The sequence below is a fragment of the Streptomyces kryoterrae genome (assembly GCF_054072135.1).
The window spans coordinates 7,862,094-7,888,410 of sequence record NZ_CM133358.1 but is presented as its reverse complement, the minus strand read 5'-3'; the positions used below and the strand labels follow the sequence as shown (position 1 = coordinate 7,888,410).

Below are 26,317 nucleotides of genomic sequence, written 5' to 3'. Positions count from 1 at the left end.
GGGACGACAACCGGCAATCAGCCGACCGAGCCTTCCATCTGGAGCTCGATCAGCCGGTTGAGTTCCAGCGCGTACTCCATGGGCAGTTCCTTGGCGATCGGCTCGACGAAGCCGCGCACGATCATCGCCATAGCCTCGAACTCGGACATACCGCGGCTCATCAGGTAGAAGAGCTGGTCGTCGGAGACCTTGGAGACGGTCGCCTCGTGGCCCATGGACACGTCGTCCTCGCGGACGTCGACGTACGGGTACGTGTCGGAGCGGGAGATGGTGTCCACCAGCAGCGCGTCGCACAGCACGTTGGACTTGGAGCCGTGGGCGCCCTCGGCGATCTCGACGAGACCGCGGTAGGACGTACGGCCGCCACCGCGCGCCACCGACTTCGACACGATGTTCGAGGAGGTGTTCGGCGCCATGTGGACCATCTTGGAGCCTGCGTCCTGGTGCTGGCCCTCGCCCGCGAAGGCGATGGAGAGGGTCTCGCCCTTGGCGTGCTCGCCCATCAGGTAGACGGCCGGGTACTTCATCGTCACCTTGGAGCCGATGTTGCCGTCGATCCACTCCATGGTCGCGCCCTCGTACGCCACGGCGCGCTTGGTGACCAGGTTGTAGACGTTGTTCGACCAGTTCTGGATGGTCGTGTAGCGACAGCGGGCGTTCTTCTTGACGATGATCTCGACGACCGCGCTGTGCAGGGAGTCCGACTTGTAGATCGGCGCCGTACAGCCCTCGACGTAGTGCACGTAGGCACCCTCGTCGACGATGATCAGGGTCCGCTCGAACTGGCCCATGTTCTCCGTGTTGATACGGAAGTAGGCCTGGAGCGGGATCTCGACCTGCACGCCCTTCGGCACGTAGATGAAGGAGCCGCCGGACCACACCGCGGAGTTCAGCGACGCGAACTTGTTGTCGCCGACCGGGATGACCGTCCCGAAGTACTCCTTGAAGAGCTCCGGGTGCTGCTTCAGCGCGGTGTCGGTGTCGAGGAAGATGACGCCCTGCTCCTCCAGGTCCTCACGGATCTGGTGGTAGACGACCTCCGACTCGTACTGCGCGGCGACACCGGCGACGAGGCGCTGCTTCTCCGCCTCGGGGATGCCGAGCCTGTCGTACGTGTTCTTGATGTCCTCGGGCAGGTCCTCCCAGGACTCCGCCTGCTTCTCCGTGGAACGCACGAAGTACTTGATGTTGTCGAAGTCGATCCCCGACAGGTCCGAGCCCCAGCTCGGCATGGGCTTCTTGTCGAAGAGGCGCAGACCCTTGAGGCGGAGCTTGGTCATCCACTCGGGCTCGGACTTCTTCGCCGAGATGTCGCGGACGACGTCCTCGTTGATGCCGCGCCTGGCAGAGGCACCGGCCACGTCGGAGTCGGCCCAGCCGTATTCGTACGTGCCCAGACCCTCGAGCTCGGGGTGGGCGGTCTCCTCGATGGGCAGCGTCATGCTGGGTTCCTCCCGGCGGTACGTACAGATGCTTTATGGGTGGCGGTGGACAACTGTGGAGCGGGTGGGACCGAGGCGTGCGAGGCCTTGGGGATGAATGTCGTGCACACACCGTCGCCGTGGGCGATGGTCGCGAGCCGCTGGACATGCGTTCCGAGCAGCTGGGAGAAGATCTCGGTCTCCGCCTCGCAGAGCTGCGGGAACTTTTCCGCGACGTGGACCACCGGGCAGTGGTGCTGGCAGAGCTGCTCGCCGACCGGTGCGCTGCGCGCCGTAGCAGCGTACCCGTCCGTACTCAGGGCCCTGGCCAGGGCTTCGGCGCGCTTTTCGGGACCGGCCGCCTCGACGGCCTCCCGGTAGTTCGCGGCCTGCTCGGCGAACCGGGCACGCGCGAAGGCGAGCACCGCCTCGTCGCCGCCCTCACGCTCGGCGATCCAGCTCAGCGCACCCATGGCGAGCTTGTCGTAGGACTGGTCGAAGGCGTCGCGTCCACAGTCGGTGAGCGCGAAGGCCTTGGCGGGCCGGCCACGGGTGCGCGCCCCGTAGACCCGCTGCTCACGCGGTTGTACGACGTCGTCGGCGACCAGCGCGTCAAGGTGCCGCCGTACGGCCGCATGGGTCAGGCCCAGACGCCCGGCGAGCTCGGCGACAGTCGACGGACCGTGGTCCAGGATGGATCGCGCGACGCGGTTGCGCGTCGAGCGCTCACCGGTCGCGATCTCCTCCTGGGGGGCGCCCGTGGGGGCCTCCCGATCCTCGCCGTCGTATTTCACAACACCATTGTTGCGTAATTCCTCAGAGCGCGGCAAGCCGCGTCCGGCCCACTCGACGGTGCCCTGCATCACTTAGGTTCACCTAACCTGACCTGCGAAAACGATCTTTGATCGATCAGAGACCGCCCCGGAGCAGCACAGGAGCACGACCGGACCCCGTCCCACATCAGGCCCGATCCGGCCCCGCGCGCCCGGGCCGGCCCTCCCGTACCTAGACTCTGGAACCATGCGAAGCGAGCCCGTGGTCCAGGTCCAGGCCCTGGTGAAGCGGTACGGCACGAAGACCGCGGTGGACGGCCTCGACCTGGTGGCCCTGGCAGGCATCACCGCCGTACTCGGCCCGAACGGCGCGGGCAAGACGACCACCGTCGAGACCTGTGAGGGATACCGCAGACCGGACTCCGGGACGGTACGTGTCCTGGGCCTCGACCCCGTTCGGGAAGCCGCCGCCCTGCGTCCACGGGTCGGCGTGATGCTCCAGTCCGGCGGCGTCTACTCGGGCGCCCGCGCCGACGAGATGCTCCGCCACATGGCCAAGCTGCACGCGAACCCCCTGGACGTGGACGCGCTTGTCGAACGCCTCGGCCTCGGCAGCTGCGGCCGGACGACCTACCGCCGCCTCTCCGGGGGCCAGCAGCAGCGCCTCGCGCTCGCGATGGCCGTCGTCGGCCGCCCGGAGCTGGTCTTCCTCGACGAACCGACCGCCGGCCTCGACCCCCAGGCCCGCCGAGCCACCTGGGACCTGGTCCGCGACCTGCGCGCCGACGGCGTCTCCGTCATCCTCACCACCCATCACATGGACGAGGCCGAGCAGCTCGCCGACGACGTCGCGATCATCGACGCCGGCAAGGTCATCGCCCAGGGCAGCCCGGAACAGCTGTGCCGCGGCGGCGCCGAGAACACCCTGCGCTTCATGGGCCGGCCGGGTCTGGACGTGCACTCCCTGCTGAAGGCCCTCCCGGCGGACTGCACGGCCGTCGAGCTGACCCCGGGCGCCTACCGCGTCGGCGGCAAGGTCAACCCGCAGCTCCTCGCGACGGTGACGTCCTGGTGCGCCCAGCACGGGGTGATGCCGGACCGGATCTCGGTGGAACGGCACACCCTGGAAGACGTCTTCTTGGAGCTCACCGGCAAGGAGCTGCGTTCATGACCACCACCCCGACCGCCCCGGGGACCTACACCCCGCGGCCCGGCGCCGCGCCGCTCCCCCGCATGATCGGGGCGCAGGCGGCCCTGGAGACGAAGATGCTGCTGCGCAACGGCGAGCAGCTGCTGCTGACGGTGGTCATCCCGGCCCTGCTTCTGCTGCTGTTCGGTTCGGTGGACATCGTCGACACGGGCGCCGGCAAGGCGGTCGACTTCCTCGCCCCGGGCATCCTCGCGCTCGCCGTGATGTCGACGGCGTTCACCGGCCAGGCCATCGCGACGGGCTTCGAACGCCGGTACGGCGTCCTCAAGCGGCTCGCCTCCTCACCGCTCCCCCGCTGGGGCCTGATGACGGCCAAGACGGCATCCGTGCTGGTCACCGAGGTCCTCCAGATCGCCCTGCTGACGGTGATCGCCTTCGCGCTCGGCTGGTCCCCGCGCGGCAACCCCTTCGCCGTACTCCTCCTGCTCCTCCTCGGCACCGCCGCCTTCTCGGGCCTCGGCCTGCTGATGGCGGGCACCCTGAAGGCGGAGGCCACGCTGGCCGCCGCGAACCTCGTCTTCCTGCTGCTCCTGGTCGGCGGCGGGGTGATCGTCCCGCTGGACAAGTTCCCGTCCGGCGCCCAGGACGTACTGGCCCTGCTCCCGATCTCGGCCCTGTCGGACGGCCTGCGGGACGTGCTGCAGCACGGCGCCGGGATGCCCTGGGGCGACCTGGGGATCCTCGCCGTGTGGGCGGTCGTGGGGCTGGCGGCGGCCGGCCGGTTCTTCCGCTGGGAGTGAGTCGGAAGCCGGCCGGGAGCGACCGAGGGGCCGGGGGACCCCTCGTGAAAGCGTGCACAAGCAGCCGCCTACGATGGGACGCGTGCCAAAGATGACCCCCGCCGAGGCCCTGTCCGCCCTGCGGAACCCGCTCGCCCTCATCGCCGCCCGCTGGACGCCGACCCCCCGGACCGTGCGGCGTGCGGCGCTCGCCGCGCTCGTCATGTCGGTGGTCATCGTGGTCACCGGCGGTGCCGTACGGCTGACCGGATCGGGCCTCGGCTGCCCGACCTGGCCCAAGTGCACCGACGACTCGCTGACGACGACCAGCGCGATGGGCGTGCACGGCGTCATCGAGTTCACCAACCGCATGCTGACGTACGTGCTGTGCGCGGCGGTCGGCTGGGCGATCATCGCCGCCCGCTCGGAGAAGCCCTACCGCCGCAGCCTGACCCGGCTGGGCTGGGCGCAGTTCTGGGTCGTCATGAGCAACGCGGTCCTGGGCGGCGTCGTCGTCCTGGTCGGCCTCAACCCGTACACGGTCGCGGCCCACTTCCTGCTGTCCTCGGCCCTGATCGCGGTCGCCGCGGTGATGTGGCAGCGCACCCAGGAGGGCGACGGGGCGCCTCACCCGCTGGTCGGCAAGGCCGTGCAGCAGCTGGTGTGGTTCCTGGTGGTCGCCTCGGTGCTGCTGATCGCGGTCGGCACGGTGGTGACCGGGTCGGGCCCGCACGCGGGTGACTCCAGCGAGATCGAGCGCATGCCGCTGGACTGGGAGAACGTCAGCAAGCTGCACGCGGTGCTCGCCTGGATCGTGGTGACGCTGACGTTCGCCCTGTGGTTCGTCCTGAAGGCGGTCGACGCCCCCAAGGGCCCGCTGGACCGCACGCGGGACCTGTTCCTGATCCTGCTCTCACAGGGCGTCATCGGGTACGTCCAGTACTTCACGAACCTCCCCGAGGTCCTGGTCGGCCTGCACATGCTCGGCTCGGCACTGGTGTGGATCGCGGTCCTGCGTGTCCTGTTCGCCCTGCGCGAGCGCTCCGAGACGGGCTCCCTGACCGACGTGCCCGGCCCCGCGACCGAGGCGACGGTCGGGACGCGCGCGTAGACCTGGAGCGGGACGCACGCGTGCGGGTGCGTCCCGCTCCACGAAGTCACGTGTACGAGGTCACCAAGCGGTCGATCGCGGCGCCCAGGTAGCCCCGCGTCAGCTCGCCGCGCCGCTCACGCCACCCGGCATCCACCGGCCCGCCCTCCTGCCCGTACCGCCGCCGCACGACGTCCTCGACGACCTCCACAGGCGCCCCCAGCCCCGGCAACAGGTCCAGCGCCTCCCGTTTCGAGATCAGGGTGCCGTCCCTCAGGGTCACGGTCGCCCGGGCGAAGGTGACCAGCCCGTAGTCGACCCAGACGTCCTGCGTCCAGAGCCGGGCCTTGTCCACGGCGGGCCGCAGGAAGTCGCGCTGGTCGCGTACGACGAAGTCGGCCAGTTGCCGGTCCGACACCGCCGGGAGCAGCTCCCCGGGCGCCCTGCCGAACAGCACCCGCCCGAAGGTGTGCAGCTCGCGCCGGGTCACCGGAGTGACCGTCCGCCGGAACAGGTGGCTGTGGGCCCAGGTGAGGTGCCTGCGCGCCGGATCGGCCATCGTCGCATCCGTCAGATAGGTGCAGTGCAGCAGCGGGGCGAGCGGGTCGGTGCGCAGGCGGGCGTGCAGCTTGGCCACGTTCCAGGCGGTGCCCGGCCCGATCGGCCCCTTCAGGACGGCGATCAGGTCGAGGTCACTGCGGCCCTCCTGGTAGTCGCCGCCGCCGAGCGATCCATGGGCCCAGACGGCGACCGGGGCGAGTGTTCGCAGCCCACTCAGGAAACGGTCCAGTAGAGCGTCGGTCAAGGCGGCATCCGCACGAGTCCCGTGTGTCGTCATGCCCCCAGTCTTCACAGCTCACTACAGCCCGTACACGCGCCGCGCGTTGCCCGCCGCGATCATTCCCGCCACCCGTTGCGCGTCCCCCAGCGACCACGCCCCCTCGGCGACCCAGCCGCCGAGCACCTGGCCGAGGGCCTCGCGGAAGAGGCGGGCGCCCACCACATGGAGTTCGGGCAGGCCGTGGGCGCCGCTGGAGAAAATGATCTTTCCGAAGGGGGCGAGTTCGAGGATCTCGGCGAGAACGGCGGCGGCCCGGGCGCCGGTACGAATCAGGGCGGCGCCCAGGTCGGCGTACACATGCGGGAAGACGCCGGCGAGGTGGGCCGCGTGGCGGTGGTACGGGTATCCGTGCAGCAGTACCAGGTCCGTGCCCAGCCCGGCCGTCGCGCGGACGAAGTCCGTGAGCAGGACCGGGTCGGTGCGGTCGATGCGTAAGCCCGGTTCGCCCAGTCCGGCGTGCAGCTGGAGCGGCAGGCCCGAGGCGACCGCGATCCACAGCAGGTGGCGCAGCAGCACCGGGTCGCTGAGCGCGCCGCCGACCCGGCGCCCGGCCAGCCAGCGGCCCGCCGCGCCCCGGACCTCCCCCGGCCCCGGCGGATCGGGCGCGAGCGCCAGTCCGTGCCGTACGCCCGCCACGGAGGTGAAGGCGACGGCGCTCGTCGCCGCGCCGTGCACCGACTCGGCGAGGTTGGCGAGGAAGGACTCGACGGTGCCGGAGGTGTCGGCCACCTGTTCGGCGAGGAGTTCGAGCCGGACGATCTCATGGGCGTCGGCGGCCCCGGCGGCGGCCATCTCACCGGGCCCGGTGAGGTCGCCGGGCAGCCCGGCGTCCACCAGATATGTCGTGATTCCGCTCCCCCGCAGCAGCCGCCGGCCCGATTCCAGTACGCCGAGTTCACGGCGCCGGGCGAGATAACGGGCGGGGGAGGCGTGCGGTTCCAGGCCGAGCAGCGGGGGGCACCAGCGGCGTACGGCGAACCCGGTCTGGGTGTCGAACAGGGTGGTACCGGCGGCGGGCGGCCCCTCGGTACGCGCGAGCTGGGCCTCGAAGGTGCCGAGGCCCAGCTCTGTTCGCAGGACGCCGTGGCAGTACTGGTCCACGAGGGACGGCGTTTCGATCATCCGGGCTCCCCGTGACTGGACCGTGTGTTCCTAAGGTCCTAACGGGTGAACCGACTGTCAGGTGTTGCTCGCGCACACCCCGTGGGAACGACCGACACCGACCGGCCACTCCCCGCACCTCACGGGTTGCCCGGCCCGCCCACCTGGATCCCCGCCATGCGCGTCCACTCGTACGGCCCGGTGGTCACCTTTGCCGCGAACTCGCCGTCGAAGCCCTCGTGGACGGTGATGCCGGCCTTCTCGACGGCCTGCTGGGCGATCGCGTACGTGGGGGCCACAAGGTCACCCCAGCCGCCGTCCTCGCCGACGAGCACGATCCTGGCGCCGCGCTCCCCGATGTACGCCACCTGCCCCTCGGCACCACCGTGCCGCTTGGCGAAGCCGTCGATCTGCTTGGCGAGCTTGGCCGCCCCGCGCTCCGCCTTGGCGGCCTGCTTGGCGTCGGCGGTGTCGTCAACCTGCTGCGTGTCTGCCATGACCAGGATGCTACCGACGGGTAGATCGAACGGCGACGGGCGGGGTGCGTGGCCTTGACCACGTACCCCGCCCGTAAGGACGTACGAAGAGTCGCCTACCGGAGGAACGGGTCCACGGCGACCGCCACGAACAGCAGCGACACATAGGTGATCGACCAGTGGAACAGACGCATCTCCTTGAGCTTGCCGCCCGCCACCTCCGACTTCGCCCGGTTCTGCAGCCCGTGCGCCTCCCACAGCCACCAGCCACCCGCCGCCAGCGCGACCGACGTGTAGAACCAGCCGGTGTAGCCGAGCGGGGTGAGCAGCAGCGAGACGAAGACCATCGCCCAGCTGTACGCCACGATCTGCCGGGCGACCGTCTTGTTGGAGGCGATGACCGGAAGCATCGGCACGCCCACGCGCGCGTAGTCGTCCCGCACCTTCATGGACAGCGGCCAGTAGTGCGGCGGGGTCCAGAAGAACATGACCAGGAAGAGGATGAGCGGCGCCCAGGAGAGCGAGTCCGTGACGGCGGACCAGCCGATGAGGACCGGCATGCAGCCCGCGATGCCGCCCCACACGATGTTCTGCGACGTGCGCCGCTTGAGGATCATCGTGTAAACGACCACGTAGAAGAGGAGCGCGCCCAGCGCCAGCCAGGCCGACAGCCAGTTGACCGTGAGGCCGAAGAGGAGGGTGGAGGCGACGGCGAGCGTGATACCGAAGGCCAGACACTCGCGCGGGCTGACCATGCCGGTGACCAGCGGACGCTGCGAGGTGCGGTCCATGAGCGCGTCGATGTCACGGTCGATGTACATGTTGAACGCGTTGGCGCCGCCCGCGGAGAGATAGCCGCCGAGGCAGGTGAGGAGGACCAGTCCCAGGTCCGGTACACCCTGCTCCGCCAGGAACATCACCGGAACGGTGGTGATGAGCAGCAGCTCGATGATCCGCGGCTTTGTGAGAGCGACGAACGCCATGACCCGGGCCCCGAACGGCCGCCGGCTCGGGCTCTGGCTCGTCCCGGTCTCCCCCACAGCCTGAAGGGCGCGGGAGGTGCCCCCACCCGCTGGACGGGATTCAACGGCCGTCACGCACACCCCTGACAGAGACATTCCAACAAGCCCCCGGCTGTGAAGTCCCGGTAAAGGCTCGCGCTTACCACGCCACTGTAGACGTTGCCCAGACCCCGTTCTTCGCGGGGGTGGGGTCGTGTTGAGGGGTGCTTTGTGATGGGCATGACGTGGCTCGATTGAGCACTCCGACGGCCCGCTTCGTATTGCAGTCCGGCAGAGGTCGGGAGGCGGATGCGAAGCGGTCCCGGCAGTCTGGAATGACTCGAAATACTGCACGTTCTTACGAGGGTAGGCTCGACAAAGGCCGAGGGTGTCAGCCCCCGGCAGCCGGTGGACACCGAGGACGCCGGCATTAGACATGTGGAGAGGAGCCCTGACCCAGGGTGAGCACCAAGCCGACCACCACAGACCTCGAGTGGACCGAGCTGGACCAGCGGGCCGTCGACACCGCCCGCGTCCTGGCCGCCGATGCCGTACAGAAGGTCGGCAACGGCCATCCCGGTACGGCGATGAGCCTGGCCCCCGCCGCGTACACCCTCTTCCAGAAGGTGATGCGGCACGACCCGGCGGACGCCGACTGGGTCGGGCGCGACCGTTTCGTCCTGTCCGCCGGCCACTCGTCCCTGACCCTCTACACCCAGCTGTACCTGGCCGGTTTCGGCCTGGAACTGGACGACCTGAAGGCGTTCCGGACGTGGGGTTCCAAGACCCCCGGTCACCCCGAGTACGGGCACACTACGGGCGTCGAGACGACGACCGGTCCGCTCGGCCAGGGTGTCGCCAACGCCGTGGGCATGGCCATGGCCGCCCGCTACGAGCGCGGTCTGTTCGACCCGGAGGCACCCGAAGGGGAGTCCCCGTTCGACCACTTCATCTTCGCGATCGCCGGTGACGGCTGCCTCCAGGAGGGCATCTCCGGGGAGGCGTCCTCGCTGGCCGGCCACCAGAAGCTCGGCAACCTGGTGCTGCTGTGGGACGACAACCACATCTCGATCGAGGGCGACACCGAGACGGCCGTCTCCGAGGACGTCGCCAAGCGGTACGAGGCGTACGGCTGGCATGTGCAGCGGATCGCCCCGAAGCCGGACGGCGACCTCGACCCGCACGCCATCTACAACGCCGTGCAGGCCGCCAAGAAGGTGACGGACAAGCCGTCGTTCATCGCGATGCGCTCGATCATCGCCTGGCCCGCCCCGAACGCCCAGAACACCGAGGCCGCGCACGGCTCGGCGCTCGGCGACGACGAGGTGGCGGCCACCAAGCGCGTCCTCGGCTTCGACCCCGAGCAGTCGTTCGAGGTTTCGGACGCCGTTCTCAACCACACCCGCGAGGCGGTGGAGCGCGGCCGTCAGGCCAAGGCCGAGTGGGAGAAGTCGTTCCAGGAATGGCGCAACAACAACGCGGAGCGCGCCGCCGAGTTCGACCGTATCGCCGCGGGTGAGCTGCCCAAGGGCTGGGAGGAGAAGCTCCCGGTCTTCGAGGCGGGCAAGAGCGTCGCGACGCGTGCCGCGTCCGGCAAGGTACTGCAGGCGCTGGGTGCGGTCATCCCGGAGCTGTGGGGCGGCTCGGCCGACCTGGCCGGCTCGAACAACACGACCATCGACAAGACGTCCTCCTTCCTCCCGGCGGACAACCCGCTGCCGGAGGCGGACCCTTACGGCCGCACGATCCACTTCGGCATCCGCGAGCACTCGATGGCCGCCGAGATGAACGGCATCGCGCTGCACGGCAACACCCGTATCTACGGCGGGACCTTCCTCGTCTTCTCCGACTACATGCGCAACGCGGTACGCCTGTCCGCGCTGATGCACGTGCCGGTGACGTACGTGTGGACGCACGACTCCATCGGCCTCGGCGAGGACGGCCCGACGCACCAGCCGGTCGAGCACATCGCGTCGCTGCGCGCCATCCCGGGCCTGAACGTCGTCCGCCCGGCCGACGCCAACGAGACGGCCATCGCCTGGCGCGAGATCCTCAGGCGCTGGACGAAGGTCTTCGGCAAGGGCGCCCCGCACGGCCTCGCGCTGACCCGCCAGGGCGTGCCGACGTACGAGGCCAACGAGGACACGGCCAAGGGCGGCTACGTGCTGTTCGAGGCCGAGGGCGGCACTCCCGAGGTCATCCTCATCGCGACCGGTTCCGAGGTCCACGTGGCCGTCGGTGCCCGTGAACTGCTCCAGGCGGAGGGTGTGCCGACGCGGGTCGTGTCGATGCCGTCCGTGGAGTGGTTCGAGGAGCAGGACCAGGGGTACCGGGAGAGCGTTCTGCTCCCGTCCGTCAAGGCGCGGGTCGCGGTCGAGGCCGGTATCGGTCTCACCTGGCACAAGTACGTCGGGGACGCGGGTCGCATCGTTTCCCTGGAGCACTTCGGCGCGTCGGCCGACGGCAAGGTCCTCTTCCAGGAGTTCGGCTTCACTGCCGAGAACGTCGCATCCGTCGCCAGGGAATCGATCGCCGCAGCCCAGCGCTGACGCTGACATACCGACATGTAGGAGATGCATTTTCCATGACAGACGCACTCAAGCGCCTCTCCGAGGAAGGCGTCGCGATCTGGCTGGACGACCTGTCGCGCCAGCGGATCACGTCCGGCAACCTCGCCGAACTGATCGACCAGCAGCACGTCGTGGGCGTCACGACCAACCCGTCGATCTTCCAGAAGGCCATCAGCAGCGGTGACGGCTACGAGCCGCAGGTCACCGAGCTCGCGGCCCGCGGGGTCACCGTCGAAGAGGCGATCCGCATGATCACGACGGCGGACGTCCGTGACGCCGCCGACATCCTGCGTCCGGTCTTCGACGCGACGCAGGGCCAGGACGGCCGGGTGTCGATCGAGGTCGACCCCCGGCTCGCCCACAACACCCTCTCGACCGTCGCCGAGGCCAAGCAGCTCGCCTGGCTGGTGGACCGTCCGAACACCCTGATCAAGATCCCGGCCACCGAGGCGGGTCTCCCGGCGATCACCGAGGTCATCGGCCTCGGGATCAGCGTCAACGTCACGCTGATCTTCTCCCTGGAGCGCTACCGCAAGGTCATGGACGCCTACCTGTCCGGCCTGGAGAAGGCCAAGGAGCGCGGCCTGGACCTGTCGAAGATCCACTCCGTGGCATCCTTCTTCGTGTCCCGCGTGGACACCGAGATCGACAAGCGGCTCGACGCGCTGGGCACCGACGAGGCCAAGGCCGCCCGCGGCAAGGCCGGTCTGGCCAACGCGCGGCTCGCCTACCAGGCGTACGAGGAGATCTTCTCGTCCGACCGCTGGACGGCCCTCGACAAGGCGCGGGCCAACAAGCAGCGTCCGCTGTGGGCCTCGACCGGCGTCAAGGACCCCGCGTACAAGGACACCCTGTACGTCGACGACCTGGTCGCGCCGAACACGGTGAACACCATGCCGGAGGCGACCCTGTTCGCCACCGAGGACCACGGGCAGATCACCGGCAACACCATCGCCGGTACGTACGAGCAGGCCCGCGCCGAGATCGACGCGGTCGAGAAGCTCGGGATCTCGTACGACGAAGTGGTCCAGCTCCTGGAGGACGAGGGCGTCGAGAAGTTCGAGGCGTCCTGGACCGACCTGCTCAAGTCGACCGAGGCGGAACTGACGCGCCTCGCCCCCTCGGAGGGCTGAAACCTTGTCAAGCAGCAACCCGCTGCGTGACCCCGCAGACCGACGGCTCCCGCGTATCGCGGGGCCGTCGGGCCTGGTCATCTTCGGGGTCACCGGCGACCTGTCACGCAAGAAGCTGATGCCTGCCGTGTACGACCTCGCCAACCGCGGGTTGCTGCCACCAGGCTTCTCCCTCGTCGGCTTCGCCCGGCGCGAGTGGGCGAACGAGGACTTCGCGGCGGAGGTCCACGACGCCGTCAAGGAGCACGCCCGTACGCCGTTCCGTGAGGAGGTCTGGCAGCAGCTCATCCAGGGGATGCGCTTCGTCCAGGGCACCTTCGACGACGACGAGTCCTTCGAGCGGCTGCGCTCGACGATCGACGAGCTGGACAAGGCCCAGGGGACGGGCGGCAACTTCGCCTTCTACCTCTCCGTGCCGCCGTCCGCCTTCCCGGTGGTCATCAGGCAGCTGAAGAAGCACGGCCTTGCGGACCAGGACAACGGCTCCTGGCGGCGCGCGGTCATCGAGAAGCCCTTCGGCCACGACCTGAAGTCGGCCGAGGAGCTCAACTCGACCGTCGAGGAGGTCTTCGCCCCGGACCAGGTCTTCCGGATCGACCACTACCTCGGCAAGGAGACCGTCCAGAACATTCTGGCGCTCCGCTTCGCCAACCAGATGTTCGAGCCGATCTGGAACCGGTCCTTCGTGGACCACATCCAGATCACGATGGCCGAGGACATCGGCATCGGCGGCCGGGCCGGCTACTACGACGGCATCGGCGCGGCCCGTGACGTCATCCAGAACCACCTTCTGCAGCTGATGGCCCTGACGGCCATGGAGGAGCCCGCCTCCTTCGACGCGGACGCGCTGGCCGCCGAGAAGACCAAGGTCCTCGGCGCGGTCAAGCTGCCGCAGGACCTGGGCAAGGACACGGTCCGCGGGCAGTACGCGGCGGGCTGGCAGGGTGGCGAGAAGGCCATCGGCTACCTCCAGGAAGACGGTATCGACCCCAAGTCGAAGACCGACACCTACGCGGCGATCAAGGTCGAGGTCGACAACCGCCGCTGGGCGGGCGTCCCCTTCTACCTGCGCACCGGCAAGCGCCTGGGCCGTCGCGTCACGGAGATCGCGGTCGTCTTCCAGCGGGCACCGCACTCCCCCTTCGACCACACGGCGACGGAGGAACTGGGCCAGAACGCGATCGTCATCCGCGTCCAGCCCGACGAGGGCATCACGGTCCGCTTCGGCTCCAAGGTGCCCGGCACCTCGATGGAGATCCGGGACGTGTCCATGGACTTCGCGTACGGCGAGTCGTTCACGGAGTCGAGCCCGGAGGCGTACGAGCGTCTGATCCTGGACGTCCTGCTCGGCGACTCCAACCTCTTCCCGCGCACCGAGGAGGTCGAGCTGTCCTGGCGGATCCTCGACCCGATCGAGCAGTACTGGGACCAGCACGGCAAGCCCGCGCAGTACCCCTCGGGCACATGGGGCCCCGTCGAGGCGGACGAAATGCTCGAACGAGACGGACGGAGCTGGCGGCGCCCATGAAAATAGACCTCACGGACACCACGGCCAGCAAGGTCAACAAGGCGCTGGTGCAGGGCCGCCGGGCCATAGGCACACCGGCCGTCGGCATGGTCCTCACCCTCGTCATCGTCACCGACGAGGAGAACGCGTACGACGCCCTGAAGGCGGCGAACGACGCCTCGCTCGAACACCCCTCGCGCACCCTGGTCGTCGTCAAGCGGGTCTCCCGCTCCCCCCGCGACCGTACGACGTCCCGTCTCGACGCCGAGGTCAGGGTGGGCGCGGACGCGGGCAGCGGCGAGACGGTCGTCCTGCGGCTGTACGGCGAGGTCGTCGACCACGCCGACTCGGTGGTGCTGCCCCTGCTGCTGCCGGACGCCCCGGTGGTCGTCTGGTGGCCGGTGAACGCCCCGCTGGACCCGGCGAAGGACCCGCTGGGCGCTCTGGCGCAGCGCAGGGTGACGGACACGTACGCGGCCGAGCAGCCGGTACGGGAACTGGCGGCGCGCGCGGACGCCTACACGCCGGGTGACACGGACCTCTCCTGGACCCGTATCACCCCGTGGCGCTCGATGCTGGCCGCCGCCCTGGACCAGGTCACCTGCGAGGTGGACGCGGTCGAGGTGGAGGGCGAGGAGTTCAACCCGAGCTGCGAGCTGCTGGCGATGTGGCTCGCGGACCGCCTGGACGTCCCGGTGAAGCGCTCCCTTTCCTCGGGCCCCGGCCTGACGGCGGTCCGGATGAGGACGAGCACGGGCCCCATCACCCTCGACCGCGCCGACGGCTCCCTGGCGACCCTCTCCATCCAGGGCCAGCCCGACCGCGCGGTGGCGCTCAAGCGCCGTGAGACCGCCGAGCTGATGGCGGAGGAGCTGCGGCGCTTGGACCCGGACGACACATACGCGTCGGCGCTGCGGTACGGCGTGGAGCGGCTGGCCTCTTCGACCGCCCCCGAACCGCAGGCACCCACACCAGCGCCTGCGCCGGCGTCGGCACTGGCACTGGAACCGGCGAGGAAGGCCCCCGTGGCGGAGGACGCGGACAGGGCGACTCCGGCTCTGATGCCACCGGTGAAGAAGGTGTCCACGAAGTGAGTACGGCACCGCAGCTCGTCGTCCATCGTGACAAGGAGCTGATGGCCCAGGCCGCGGCTGCCCGCCTGATCACGAAGATCGTGGACGCGCAGGCCTCGCGGGGCTCGGCGTCGGTGGTGCTCACGGGCGGTCGCAACGGCAACGGCCTGTTGGCCGCGCTGGCCTCCGCGCCCGCCCGGGACGCGATCGACTGGGCCCGGCTCGACCTGTGGTGGGGCGACGAACGCTTCCTGCCCGAGGGTGACCCGGACCGCAACGTCACCCAGGCGAAGGAGGCGCTGCTGGACGCGGTGTCGCTGGACCCGGCCCGCGTCCACGCCATGCCCGCGTCGGACGGCCCGTACGGCTCCGACGTGGACGCGGCGGCCGAGGCGTACGCGGCGGAACTGGCGAAGGCGGCGGGCCCCGAATCCCACGGCCCCGTGCCCACGTTCGACGTCCTGATGCTGGGCGTGGGCCCGGACACACATGTGGCGTCACTGTTCCCGGAGCTGCCCGCGGTACGGGAGACGGAGCGCACGGTGGTGGGCGTCCACGGCGCCCCGAAGCCGCCGCCGACCCGGGTCACCCTCACCCTCCCGGCGATCCGCGCGGCCCGCGAGGTGTGGCTGCTGGCGGCGGGCGAGGACAAGGCGGGGGCGGCGGCCATAGCCCTGTCGGGCGCGGGCGAGATCCAGGCCCCGGCTGCAGGCGCCTACGGCAGGCAACGCACCCTGTGGCTGCTGGACGCCCCAGCGGCATCCCAGCTCCCAAGGACGCTGTACCCCCCGTCCTCACCCTGACGGTTAGGGCGGCGGGACCGAGCCATCTCGCCCCCGCCGCCCCTACCCGTCCCGTCCTTCTGGGGCTCCGCCCCAGACCCCGCTCCTCAAACGCCGGAGGGGCTGGATGTTCAGCCCGTCCGGCGATTGAGGACAAGGCCCCTTCAGGGCCGAAGGGGGGTCTGGGGGCGCAGCCCCCAGGAACGGGACGGGTAGGGGCGGCGGGGGCGAGAAAACCTCCTACCTCCCCCGCAGCTCCCGATACCGGCCGACCAACGCCACCGTGGACGCATCCAGCCCCGCCACCTCCACCCCCTCGGTCAGCGCCGGCTCAACCCGCTTCGCCAGCACCTTCCCCAGCTCAACCCCCCACTGGTCGAACGAGTCGATGTTCCACACCGCCCCCTGCACGAACACCTTGTGCTCATACAGCGCGATCAACTGCCCCAGCACCGACGGAGTCAACTCCCGCGCCAGCACAGTCGTCGTCGGATGGTTACCGAGGAACGTCTTGTGCGCCACCAGCTCCTCCGGCACCCCCTCCGCCCGCACCTCGTCCGGTGTCTTCCCGAACGCCAGCGCCTGGGTCTGCGCGAAGAAGTTGGCCATCAACAGGTCATGCTGGCCCTTGAGTTCGTCACTCAGCTCTCCCACCGGCTCGGCGAACCCGATGAAGTCCGCCGGGATCACCTTCGTCCCCTGGTGGATCAACTGGTAGTAGGCGTGCTGCCCGTTCGTCCCGGGCGTCCCCCACACCACCGGCCCCGTCTCCCACTCCACCGGCAACCCGTCACGCCCGACGGACTTGCCGTTGGACTCCATGTCCAGCTGCTGCAGGTATGCCGTGAACTTGGAGAGGTAGTGGCTGTAGGGCAGCACGGCATGCGTCTGCGCGCCGAAGAAGTTGCCGTACCAGATGCCCAACAGCCCCAGCAGCAGCGGCACATTGCCCTCCGCCGGAGCCGTCCGGAAGTGCTCGTCGACCAGCCCGAACCCGTCCAGCATCTCCCGGAACCGGTCCGGACCGATCGCGATCATCAGCGACAGCCCGATCGCCGAGTCGTACGAGTACCGCCCGCCGACCCAGTCCCAGAACTCGAACATGTTCGCCGTGTCGATCCCGAAATCGGCGACCTTCCCACCGTTCGTCGACAGCGCCACGAAGTGCCTGGCGACCGCCTCCTCCGCACCGCCCAGACCCGCGAGCAGCCAGGAACGGGCCGAGGTGGCGTTCGTGATGGTCTCGATGGTGGTGAACGTCTTCGACGCGACGATGAACAGCGTCTCCGCCGGGTCCAGGTCGCGGACCGCCTCGTGCAGATCGGCGCCGTCGACGTTCGACACGAACCGGAACGTCAACTCCCGCGCGGTGAAGGCCCGCAGGGCGTCGTACGCCATCGCCGGACCGAGGTCCGAGCCGCCGATGCCGATGTTGACGACGTTCTTGATACGCCTGCCCGTGTGACCGGTCCACTCGCCCGAGCGCACCCGGTCCGCGAACCCGGCCATCCGGTCCAGGACCGCGTGCACGGCCGGCACGACGTTCTCACCGTCGACCTCGATCACCGCGTCACGCGGCGCCCGCAGCGCGGTGTGCAGCACCGCCCGGTCCTCGGTGATGTTGATCCGGTCCCCCCGGAACATGGCGTCCCGCAGCCCGAACACATCCGTCGTGGCGGCCAGCTCGCGCAGCAGCCGCATCGTCTCGTCGGTGACGAGGTGCTTGGAGTAGTCGATGTGCAGATCACCGACCTGGAGCGTGTACCCGGCACCGCGGCCGGGGTCGGTCGCGAACAGGTCCCGCAGATGGGTGTCCGCCAGCTCCTCACGATGCTTGGCGAGGGCCGTCCACTCGGGCGTCTGGTTGAGCCTGCTACGGCTGTCTGCGTTCATCTCGGACTTCCGCCTCTTTCCTGCCTGGGCCCCCGCTGCCGGTCCCAACCTAATTGATCAGCGGGTTGGTCGAGCTGTCGTCGTACCGTCGTCCGGTCCGACAACAGATACGTCCGACCGAAGCGCCGGTATCAGCGCGGTGACCGACAGAACGAAGAAGGCGGCGGCCAGCAGCGCCGGCGTGTTGAGTCCCCACGCCGTCGCGACGGCTCCCCCCAGCAGCGCGCCCAGGGGTGCTCCGGCGACCGCGAGCGTGCGAAAGGCCGAGCTGACCCGGCCCAGCATTTCGGCGGGGCTGCGGCTCTGCATCAGGGTCGTGGTGTTGACGTTCCACACCATCCCCATGAGACCGAACACCGCCATGGCGGCCACCAGTGCGGCCAGGCCGCGCACCGAGCCCATGACGACCAGCGCGCCGATCTGCACCGTTCCGGCGAGCAGCACGGCCCGTATCCGCCCGAACCGGCCGACGAGCCAGCCGTTCAGCGCGCCGCCGGCGAGGCTGCCGACCGCGTACGCGGTCATCGCCGCCGCGTACCCCCCGTTGCCCGCGTCCAGCCAGTCGGTGACCAGCAGGACGAGGGTGGCGATCAGCGCGCCCATGCCCACGTTGCACAGTGCCGTGGCCGCGCACAGGCCACGCAGCGGCCCGTCGTGCCACAGGGCGCGCAGACCGGCCGTGATCTCCGCGCGCAGGGTGCTGCCCGCCGGTCTCGGCGCCCGCGCGGACACGTCGGGCCGCAGCGAGGCGACCAGCGCCGCTCCGACCAGGAAGGTGACGGCATCGGCCGCGAAGGGGACGGCCGCGCCCAGCGCGATCAGTACCGGCACCACCGGACCGGCCAGCAGACCGCCCGCGATGCGCTGACCGGTCATCAGGCGGGTGTTCGCGCCACCGAGCGACTCCTTGTCGACCAGGGTCGGCAGCAGGGCCGTAGAGGCGTTGTCGAAGAGGGTCTGAAGGGTTGTCAGCGCGAAGGCGAGTGCGATGAGCAGGCCGATCGAGGCATGCCCGAGGCCGACGGCCACGGCGAAGCAGGCGACCAGCAGTCCTCGTACCGCGTCCACCGTCCACATGGCGCGCCGCTGGTCGACCCGGTCCGCGACGGCCCCGCCGAGCAGGCCGAAGACGAGCCAGGGCAGATAGCCGCAGGCCGTCACGGAGGCGATGAGCAGGGGTTTGTCGGTGAGTGTCGCGGCGAGCAGGGGCAGCGCGGCCGTGCGCAGCGAGTCGCCGAAGCTGGAGAGTACGGCGGCACTCCACAACCGCCCGAAACCCCCGCGCCACGCCGGCACACGCGCTCCCGCCAACTCGACCGTCGTCACCATTCCCCCTCGCGGTTCGCCGATTCACAAACCGTAGAGGGCACCACTGACAATCGGTCGGGGAGCGGGTGGGTGACGCCCCGTCAAACGGCTCCGGCCAGGCACCTCTCGGTGTCTGACCGGCCGTCAACTTCTAGATCTCGCCCCGGAGTTTGGCGAGCGCCTCGGCGAGGATCGCCTCGCCGTCCGCATCGCTGCGTCGCTCCCGTACATACGCCAGATGCGTCTTGTACGGCTCGGTTCGCGGCGGGGCCGGTGGGTTGTCCCGGTCCTGTCCGGCCGGAAAGCCGCAGCGCGGGCAGTCCCAGGTTTCGGGAACCTGCGCGTCGCTGGCGAAGCTGGGCACCGTCTCGTGTCCGTTGGAGCACCAGAAGGAGATGCGCAGCCGTGGCGCGGACTCGCCACGCTCGGCCTCGCCCATCGGCCCCGCCCCGACCCGGCTTCCTCGGATCGCGTTGCCACTTGCCACGGTCGTAACTCCCTGCGTAATGGTGCCGCGAAGCGAGTCGACGTTTCGCTTCGTTGCGAGCGCCTCAGTCTACGTAAGGCCCAACGCGCGTCCAGTGCTTGGAGTTACAGGCCCTGCACCAAGACGCAAGCCCCATGATAGGCCGCCCTTGGCGGGGCGTACCGAACATGGGGCCTTACGTGCGGAATGTGCGTGCGTAATGTGCTGTCGTAACGATATTTGACGACCGGTGTCAGCCGCTGATCAGTTGTTCACCTTCATCAGGATGCCGAGCACCACAATGCACGCGAACCACAGCAGACCGAGCACCACGGTGATGCGGTCGAGGTTGCGCTCGGCGACCGAGGAGCCGCCGACGGACGACTGCATGCCGCCACCGAACATGTCGGAGAGGCCGCCGCCCTTCCCCTTGTGCATCAGCACGAGCAGCATCAGCAGCAGGCTGAAGACGATCAGGGCGATCGAGAACCCCAAAACCACGGCTGGACCAACTTCCTCGGATTCTGATGGACGACGGGGCCGGAACTTCATTCGGAACGCCAGGCGCACCAAATAGTGGTTTCGGCCCCGCCAGGGTACGACGGATCTCCGCTAGCGCATACTCACTGGTCGCGGAACCGAACGATCTTGACGAACTCTTCGGCGTCCAGCGCGGCCCCGCCGACCAGTGCGCCGTCGATGTCGGGCTTCGCCATGATCTCGGCGACGTTCCCGGACTTCACCGAACCGCCGTACTGAATGCGTACGGCGTCGGCCACGTCCTGGGAGTAGAGCTCGGCGAGCTTCGCGCGGATCGCCCCGCAGACCTCCTGGGCGTCGTCGGAGCCGCAGACCTTGCCGGTGCCGATGGCCCAGACGGGTTCGTACGCGATCACGACGGTCTCGGCCTGCTCGGCCGGGAGGTCCTTGAGGCCGCCCTCGACCTGCGCGAGCGTGTGGGAGACGTGGTTGCCCGCCTCGCGGACCTCCAGCTCCTCGCCGACGCACAGGATCGGGGTGAGGCCGTGCTTGTAGGCGGCCTTCACCTTGGCGTTGACGAGCTCGTCGGTCTCGTTGTGGTACTGGCGGCGCTCCGAGTGACCGATCGCCACGTAGGTGCACTTGAGCTTGGCCAGCATCGGGCCGGAGATCTCACCCGTGTAGGCGCCCGTGTCGTGCGCGGAGATGTCCTGGGCGCCGTACTTGATCTTGAGCTTGTCGCCGTCGACCAGGGTCTGGACCGAACGCAGGTCGGTGAAGGGCGGCAGGACCGCGACCTCACAGGCGTCGTAGTCCTTGTCCGCGAGGGCGAAGGCGAGCTTCTGGACGTGGGCGATGGCCTCGAGGTGGTTGAGGTTCATCTTCCAGTTGCCCGCCATCAGCGGCGTACGAGTGGTCATGTGCGGGGTCAGCCTTCCAGTGCGGCGAGACCGGGGAGCGTCTTGCCCTCGAGGTATTCGAGGGAGGCGCCGCCGCCGGTCGAGATGTGGCCGAATGCGTTCTCGTCGAAGCCCAGGATGCGCACGGCGGCGGCGGAGTCTCCGCCGCCGACGACCGTGAAGGCCGGGGAGTCGAGGAGGGCCTGGGCGACCGCCTTGGTGCCCTCGGCGTAGTCGGGGTGTTCGAAGACGCCCATGGGGCCGTTCCAGAAGACGGTGGCGGCGTCGGCGAGCTTCGAGGCGTACAGCGTGCTGGACTCCGGACCGATGTCCAGGCCCATCCGGTCGGCGGGCATCGCGTCCGCGGCGACGGTGGTGGGGTTCGCGGGAGCCTTGGTCTTCAGGTCCGGGAACGCGGAGCCGACCAGCACGTCGACGGGGAGGATCAGCTCGACGCCGTTCTTCTCCGCGCGCTCGATGTACTCGTTGACGACCGGGAGCTGGTCCTCCTGAACGAGGGAGGCACCGATCTCGTACCCCTTGGCCTTGAGGAAGGTGAACACCATGCCGCCGCCGACGAGGATGCGGTCGGCCTTGCCGAGCAGCTGGTCGATGACGGCGAGCTTGTCGGAGACCTTGGCGCCGCCCAGCACGACGACGTACGGCCGCTTGACGTCCTCGGTGAGCTTCTTGAGGACGCCGACCTCGGTGGCGATGAGGTATCCGGCGTAGTGCGGCAGCCGGGCCGGCAGGTCGAGGACCGAGGCGTGTCCGCGGTGCACGGCGCCGAAGCCGTCACCCACGTAGACATCGGCGAGGGCGGCTAGCTGATCGGCGAACTCGCCGCGTTCGGTGTCGTCCTTCGAGGTCTCACCGGCGTTGAAGCGCAGGTTCTCGAGCACCGCGACCTGGCCGGCCTTGAGGCCGTTCACGGCGTCGTGGGCGGCGGGGCCGACGGTGTCCTGGGCAAAGGCCACGGGGGCGTCCAGCAGCTCACCGAGGCGCTCGGCGGCGGGCAGCAGGGAGAAGACAGGGTCCGGGGCGCCCTTGGGGCGGCCCAGGTGGGAGGCGACGACGACCTTGGCGCCGGCGTCCGCGAGGGCCTTGACGGTGGGCAGGACGGCCCGGATGCGTCCGTCGTCGGTGATGACGCCGTCGGCCAGCGGCACGTTCAGGTCGGCGCGGACGAAGACCCGCTTGCCGTCGACTCCTTCAGCGAGGAGTTCGTCGATCGTCTTCATGAAGGGGACTCCTAAGGAGGGCTCTCTGGTCCGGGAGGGGCCGGATCGATCAGTACGTGCGACAGGGCCCGGGCAACGCCGCGTTGCGTCGCCCGAGCCCTGTGCTCACATCGAAGTGCCTGCCCTGGGACTCAGAGCTGGTTGCCGACGAAGACCGTGAGGTCGACGAGGCGGTTGGAGTAGCCCCACTCGTTGTCGTACCAGCCGATGATCTTCACGCTGTTGCCCTGCACCATGGTCAGGGAGGAGTCGAAGGTGCAGGACGACGGGTCGCTGACGATGTCCGAGGAGACGATCTGGTCCTCGGTGTAGGTCAGGTAGCCCTTCAGCTCGCCCTGGGCGGCCTTCTGGAACGCGGCGTTGACCTCTTCCTTGGTCACCACGCGCTCCGTCTCGACGACCAGGTCGGTGACGGATCCCGTCGGGACCGGCACCCGCATCGCCATGCCGTTGAGCTTGCCCGCCAGCTCCGGGATGACCACGCCGAGGGCCTTGGCCGCACCGGTGCTCGCCGGGATGATGTTCTCGGCGGCGGCGCGGGCGCGGCGCAGGTCCTTGTGCGGGAAGTCCTGGAGACGCTGGTCGCTGGTGTAGGCGTGGACCGTGGTCATCAGGCCCGAGACGACGCCGAAGTTCTCCAGGAGAACCTTGGCCATCGGCGCCACACAGTTGGTGGTGCAGGAGGCGTTGGAGATGATGTGGTGGTTCGCCGCGTCGTACTTGTCCTCGTTGACGCCGAGGACGATCGTGATGTCCTCGTCCGAGGCCGGAGCCGAGATGAGGACCTTCTTGGCGCCGCCGGCGATGTGCTTCGCGGCGTCGGCCTTCTTGGTGAAGATGCCGGTCGACTCGATGACGATGTCGACGCCCAGCTCACCCCAGGGGATGTCGGCCGGGTCGCGCTCGGAGAGCACCTTGATGGTGTGACCGTCGACCGTGATCGTGTCGGCGGTGTGCGTCACCTCAGCCTTGAGACGACCCAGGATCGTGTCGTACTTCAGAAGATGAGCTGTGGTCGCGGTGTCACCCAGGTCGTTGACAGCCACGATCTCGATGTCAGCACCCTGCTCCAGCAGCGCGCGGAAGTAGTTACGACCGATGCGGCCAAAGCCGTTGATGCCTACGCGGATCGTCACGAACCGATCTCCTCGTTAGGTACGCCGGCTTTCGTGCCGGCGAGTTGTATGGGATGTCCCCGACCGCCTACGACCCTACCTCTCTGAGGCCCGGGTGGTGACATCGAGATGCCCCATACACGGCAGGGCGGCCCGTACCCGCCAGTAGGGGTACGGACCGCCCAGGTTTCGCACCGCGACGACCCGGTCGGAATCGGCGCGACCACCCGATGAACGGGGGCTGATCAGCCCTTCAGCGCGGCCAGTGCCTTGCCGAGGAGTGCCTTCCGGTCGGCCGCCGTGGTGACGTGCTCCAGGCCGAAGCCCAGCAGCACGGTGTCATCGGTGGTGACCGCTCCGTACGTCTTGAACAGCTCGCCCGAGCGTCCCCAGTCGCTGATGACAGCGGGGCTGCCCGCGGGCGGTCCGGGGGTGCTCCAGGCGCCCAGGGACGTCTCGAAGCCCTCGACCGCGCCGGCCGTGCCGCCGGTCACGACGGTGGCGTTGTCGGCGAGGACGCCGCGACCGCCGGAGCCGGGGTCGGTGATGTAGCTGAGCGAGATCTCCACCGTTTTGCCCGCGTAGGCCGAGAGGTCGAAGTTGACTTCCTGCCAGCCCGCGGAGGCCCCGGTGAAGCTGTTCCAGGAGCCGCTGGTCCCGGTGGGCGTGCAGGCGCCCGACCCGAGGGTCAGATAGCGGGTGAGTGCGGGGTGGCCCTGGATGAAGAACCCGGCCTCGCACTCGGTGGGTACGGCGGTACTGGTGGCGCCGCCCTTCTCAGGGAGCGTGGTCCAGTCGTCGGCCCCGGCCGTGTGGGCTTCGAGTACGGCGTGGTCGTAGCCCTCCTCCGTGTCCCACAGGAGCTGGGTACGGAAGGTCGGCGCGGCCGCCGCGCTCACCCCGGTGAGGTCGATGGTGCGGGTGAGCCGGTTCCAGGCGTAGTCGGTGTGCCTGACGGCCGCCATGGAGGACCCCGCGTACGGGCCGTACGGGTTGACGGTGCCGGGATATCCGCCCGCGCCCGCGCCGGCGAACTGCGGGTACGTCGCCGCGGGCAGGGTGTCCGAGGTGACGCTGAAGGAGCCGGCCGCGTTCAGCGGGTTGCCCGGCGCGTCACCGAGCGCGCCCGTGAAACCGGTGAGCTTCCCGGAGCCGTTGAAGGCTTTGGCCGACGGTGTGGTCGTACGGGAGTAGGCGCCCAGGTAGTACTGGCTGAAGTCGTTCGACAGGGTGCCCCCGCCTAGGTCGACGGAGCCTCCCGCGCTCTCGCCGGCCTCGACCAGCTTGCCGCCCTCGTTGAGGTAGGCGCGCAGTTCGAGCTGGGTGGCGTTGCCCGGCCGTACGGCGCCGGTGTAGTGGACGACCGTCCTGAAGTGGCCGAGCACACCCAGCGCGTCGGGTGCGCCCAGGGCGGCGACGTCCCAGACGAGCGGCTTCCTGCCGTTGGCCTTCAGCGCGTCGACGTAGGTCTGCGTCTGTGTGGCGGTCGCGCCCTCCTCGGCGACGACGAGCGTGTCGGCGCGCGGCCGTTCGGCGACCGTGTACGTGAACCGTGTGCTCCTGGTGGGCTTTTTGGCCTTCGTCTCGCCGGTGAACCAGACCTCGACCCTGTCGCCCGGGTCACCGTCGGCGACCTTGGCGCGGTACTCGTCGAAGTACAGGTTGTCGTCACCGCCGAAGGTCTCGCCGCCCTTCCACGCCTTGAGCGCCCTGTGCTGCGTACGGCCGCCGTTGACGCGGTACTTGAGCTCCTTGTCGCGTACGGACCTGCGGACGACGACCGAGACCTCCTGGTCGGCGCCGCGCGAGTACGAGGTGGTGAAGGGTGCCGGGGTGAAGTCCGGGGCGTCGATGCCGACCGAGGACTTCGGCTGGTCGGGCCTGGCCGCGGACTCGGCGACGGACAGGGCGAACGGGATGTTCTTGGCGAACTCCTGCTGGATCAGCTTCTCGTCGTCCGGGAAGGTGAAGACCGAGGCGCAGTCCGCCGCGTTCCAGGCGTCGTCCGGGTAGAGGTTCGACGCGGTCTGGCAGGTCGACATCTCCGGGGTGAACATCGCCGTGCCGTTGACGTTGGCCGCGTGGCCGTCCGCCTCGCCGTTGGTGGTGTACAGCTCGGAGGAGAGCTGGGGGTGGTAGCCGGGGATCGCGGAGTTCTCCGGTGTACCGGCGAGCGACTTGTAGAGGACGTCGTCGGGGCTCGGCGAAGCCACCTGCCAGCCGACCCCGTAGAGGAGGAGTTCGGCGGCCGAGTGGTAGTTGATGCCGTACTTGAAGCCGACGCGCTTCTCGAAGGCGTCCAGGGCCTTGGTCTCGGGCTCCGAGCCCGGGCCCGGGCCACGGTAGGTCTCACTGGTGGGGAACGGCGACGAACCCTCGTTGTCGTAGCCCCACTTGTAGGCGAAGTTGCGGTTGAGGTCGACGCCGTCGCCGATGGTGATGGCGCCGTCGCCGTTGACGTCCCGCATGTTCTTGCGCCACTGGCGCTCGCCGTCGGCGCGGTGGGTGAAGTCGTAGCCGTCGGGGTTCGCGGACAGGACGAACCACAGTTCGGTCGAGTCGACGATCTTCTTGATGCGCCGGTCCTTGGAGTAGTTGTCCAAGTAGTAGTGCATCAGACGCCGGGTCATCTCCGGCGTGATCCATTCACGCGCGTGCTGGTTGGACATGTACAGGACGGACGGCTTGGCGCCGTCCTTGCCCTTCTTCGCGCCCTTGGTCAGTTTGAGCGCGAGGATGTCCTGCCCCTGAAGGGTCTTGCCGATGGAGACGACCTTGGTCAGGGCCGGGTTCTCCTGCGCGGTCCGGAGGATCTCCTCCTTGAGGTTCCCGGCCCCGCTGTACGGCCGGTAGACACCGTCGCCGGCGGCGGCCACGCGTGCGCGTGCCTTCGCGGTGAGCGTGTGCTCCTCGAGGCGGACTCCCTTGTCCTCCAGCTGGTCGGCCTGCTTGTCGGTGAGGTAGACCTCGACCGTGGCCGTGCCCTTCTCCGGCGCCTGCTCCCCGAGTTCGTGACCGTCCTGGCCCGCCGCGAGGAGCAGGGGTATCTGCGCCTTCGTGACCTCGGCCCGGAAGACCTTGACCTCGTCGGCGCCGGGCGTACCGGCGTCCTCCGCGGCCACGGCGACGGGTGCGAGTCCCGCGCCGCCCAGCAGGAGTGCGCCGGCGGCGAGGATCGTTCTCGCTCTGCGTCTCATGTACCCCCCTAGCGATGGTCC

22 protein-coding genes are annotated in these 26,317 nt (G+C 69.3%); 8 read left to right on the top strand and 14 right to left on the bottom strand.

Annotated elements, in window-relative coordinates; genetic code table 11:
* Nucleotides 1-17: 17 nt before the first annotated feature.
* Nucleotides 18-1,442 carry a Fe-S cluster assembly protein SufB gene (gene sufB / locus ACW4TU_RS34980; RefSeq protein ID WP_457419854.1) on the bottom strand — a complete coding sequence of 475 codons (1,425 nt, stop codon included), beginning with the start codon at nucleotides 1,440-1,442 and terminating at the stop codon, nucleotides 18-20.
* Nucleotides 1,439-2,215: a helix-turn-helix transcriptional regulator gene (locus tag ACW4TU_RS34975; RefSeq protein ID WP_457419852.1), complete on the bottom strand. Its 777-nt coding sequence runs from the start codon at nucleotides 2,213-2,215 to the stop codon at nucleotides 1,439-1,441. The genes sufB and ACW4TU_RS34975 overlap by 4 nt, the downstream gene beginning before the upstream one ends.
* A 226-nt stretch (nucleotides 2,216-2,441) precedes the next feature.
* Here ACW4TU_RS34975 and ACW4TU_RS34970 point away from each other — a divergent pair, with 226 nt between their 5' ends.
* The 3 genes from ACW4TU_RS34970 (at nucleotide 2,442) to ACW4TU_RS34960 (ending at nucleotide 5,234) form a co-directional block, all read left to right on the top strand.
* The gene (locus ACW4TU_RS34970) at nucleotides 2,442-3,365 is read left to right on the top strand and encodes an ABC transporter ATP-binding protein (RefSeq protein ID WP_457419850.1); all 924 of its coding nucleotides are present in this window, start codon (nucleotides 2,442-2,444) and stop codon (nucleotides 3,363-3,365) included.
* The gene (locus ACW4TU_RS34965) at nucleotides 3,362-4,144 is read left to right on the top strand and encodes an ABC transporter permease (protein WP_457419848.1); all 783 of its coding nucleotides are present in this window, start codon (nucleotides 3,362-3,364) and stop codon (nucleotides 4,142-4,144) included. The genes ACW4TU_RS34970 and ACW4TU_RS34965 overlap by 4 nt, the downstream gene beginning before the upstream one ends.
* Nucleotides 4,145-4,217: 73 nt before the next feature.
* On the top strand, nucleotides 4,218-5,234 hold the full coding sequence (locus ACW4TU_RS34960) for a COX15/CtaA family protein (protein ID WP_457419846.1): 1,017 nt from the start codon (nucleotides 4,218-4,220) through the stop codon (nucleotides 5,232-5,234).
* A 46-nt stretch (nucleotides 5,235-5,280) separates the two neighbouring features.
* Here ACW4TU_RS34960 and ACW4TU_RS34955 read toward each other — a convergent pair whose 3' ends face one another.
* The 4 genes from ACW4TU_RS34955 to ACW4TU_RS34940 form a co-directional block, all read right to left on the bottom strand.
* On the bottom strand, nucleotides 5,281-6,051 hold the full coding sequence (locus tag ACW4TU_RS34955; protein WP_457419844.1) for a nucleotidyltransferase: 771 nt from the start codon (nucleotides 6,049-6,051) through the stop codon (nucleotides 5,281-5,283).
* 21 nt (nucleotides 6,052-6,072) lie between these two features.
* Complete coding sequence (locus ACW4TU_RS34950) at nucleotides 6,073-7,176, bottom strand: amidohydrolase family protein (protein WP_457419842.1); 1,104 nt, start codon at nucleotides 7,174-7,176, stop codon at nucleotides 6,073-6,075.
* Between the two features lie 119 nt (nucleotides 7,177-7,295).
* Nucleotides 7,296-7,652, bottom strand: coding sequence for a hypothetical protein (locus tag ACW4TU_RS34945; protein ID WP_457419840.1), 357 nt, complete (start codon nucleotides 7,650-7,652; stop codon nucleotides 7,296-7,298).
* A 95-nt stretch (nucleotides 7,653-7,747) separates the two neighbouring features.
* Nucleotides 7,748-8,734, bottom strand: coding sequence for a heme o synthase (locus ACW4TU_RS34940; protein ID WP_457430484.1), 987 nt, complete (start codon nucleotides 8,732-8,734; stop codon nucleotides 7,748-7,750).
* A gap of 359 nt (nucleotides 8,735-9,093) precedes the next feature.
* Between ACW4TU_RS34940 and tkt the strand changes: the two genes are divergently transcribed.
* From tkt to pgl, 5 genes are read left to right on the top strand one after another with little or no spacing between them, the layout of a single operon-like run.
* Nucleotides 9,094-11,181, top strand: coding sequence for a transketolase (tkt, locus tag ACW4TU_RS34935; RefSeq protein ID WP_457419838.1), 2,088 nt, complete (start codon nucleotides 9,094-9,096; stop codon nucleotides 11,179-11,181).
* A 35-nt stretch (nucleotides 11,182-11,216) separates the two neighbouring features.
* The gene (gene tal, locus ACW4TU_RS34930) at nucleotides 11,217-12,335 is read left to right on the top strand and encodes a transaldolase (protein ID WP_457419836.1); all 1,119 of its coding nucleotides are present in this window, start codon (nucleotides 11,217-11,219) and stop codon (nucleotides 12,333-12,335) included.
* A gap of 4 nt (nucleotides 12,336-12,339) precedes the next feature.
* Nucleotides 12,340-13,863: a glucose-6-phosphate dehydrogenase gene (gene zwf, locus ACW4TU_RS34925; protein WP_457419834.1), complete on the top strand. Its 1,524-nt coding sequence runs from the start codon at nucleotides 12,340-12,342 to the stop codon at nucleotides 13,861-13,863.
* On the top strand, nucleotides 13,860-14,936 hold the full coding sequence (opcA, locus tag ACW4TU_RS34920) for a glucose-6-phosphate dehydrogenase assembly protein OpcA (RefSeq protein WP_457419832.1): 1,077 nt from the start codon (nucleotides 13,860-13,862) through the stop codon (nucleotides 14,934-14,936). Before zwf ends, opcA begins: the two co-directional genes overlap by 4 nt.
* Nucleotides 14,937-14,977: 41 nt before the next feature.
* Nucleotides 14,978-15,718 (top strand): 6-phosphogluconolactonase, encoded by a 741-nt coding sequence (pgl, locus tag ACW4TU_RS34915; RefSeq protein ID WP_457430483.1) that lies wholly within the window; start codon nucleotides 14,978-14,980, stop codon nucleotides 15,716-15,718.
* A 219-nt stretch (nucleotides 15,719-15,937) separates the two neighbouring features.
* On the opposite strand, the gene pgi is transcribed toward pgl, so the two are convergent.
* The 8 genes from pgi to ACW4TU_RS34875 all read right to left on the bottom strand — a co-directional run bounded on the left by pgi (nucleotide 15,938) and on the right by ACW4TU_RS34875 (nucleotide 26,296).
* Nucleotides 15,938-17,590 carry a glucose-6-phosphate isomerase gene (gene pgi, locus ACW4TU_RS34910; protein WP_457419830.1) on the bottom strand — a complete coding sequence of 551 codons (1,653 nt, stop codon included), beginning with the start codon at nucleotides 17,588-17,590 and terminating at the stop codon, nucleotides 15,938-15,940.
* A gap of 57 nt (nucleotides 17,591-17,647) precedes the next feature.
* Entirely contained in the window at nucleotides 17,648-18,916 is a 1,269-nt protein-coding gene (locus ACW4TU_RS34905; RefSeq protein ID WP_457430481.1) for an MFS transporter, read from the bottom strand.
* Between the two features lie 133 nt (nucleotides 18,917-19,049).
* The gene (locus ACW4TU_RS34900) at nucleotides 19,050-19,337 is read right to left on the bottom strand and encodes an RNA polymerase-binding protein RbpA (RefSeq protein WP_054243002.1); all 288 of its coding nucleotides are present in this window, start codon (nucleotides 19,335-19,337) and stop codon (nucleotides 19,050-19,052) included.
* Between the two features lie 291 nt (nucleotides 19,338-19,628).
* A complete protein-coding gene (gene secG / locus ACW4TU_RS34895) occupies nucleotides 19,629-19,865 on the bottom strand; it encodes a preprotein translocase subunit SecG (RefSeq protein WP_079054207.1) in 237 nt (78 codons plus the stop codon).
* Between the two features lie 122 nt (nucleotides 19,866-19,987).
* Nucleotides 19,988-20,764, bottom strand: a complete 777-nt coding sequence (tpiA, locus tag ACW4TU_RS34890; protein WP_457419828.1) for a triose-phosphate isomerase — start codon at nucleotides 20,762-20,764, stop codon at nucleotides 19,988-19,990.
* An 8-nt stretch (nucleotides 20,765-20,772) separates the two neighbouring features.
* Nucleotides 20,773-21,984, bottom strand: a complete 1,212-nt coding sequence (locus ACW4TU_RS34885) for a phosphoglycerate kinase (RefSeq protein ID WP_457419826.1) — start codon at nucleotides 21,982-21,984, stop codon at nucleotides 20,773-20,775.
* Nucleotides 21,985-22,115: 131 nt separating this feature from the next.
* Nucleotides 22,116-23,120 (bottom strand): type I glyceraldehyde-3-phosphate dehydrogenase, encoded by a 1,005-nt coding sequence (gene gap, locus ACW4TU_RS34880; protein WP_164316235.1) that lies wholly within the window; start codon nucleotides 23,118-23,120, stop codon nucleotides 22,116-22,118.
* A 224-nt stretch (nucleotides 23,121-23,344) separates the two neighbouring features.
* Nucleotides 23,345-26,296, bottom strand: a complete 2,952-nt coding sequence (locus tag ACW4TU_RS34875; RefSeq protein ID WP_457419824.1) for a M14 family metallopeptidase — start codon at nucleotides 26,294-26,296, stop codon at nucleotides 23,345-23,347.
* Nucleotides 26,297-26,317: the final 21 nt, after the last annotated feature.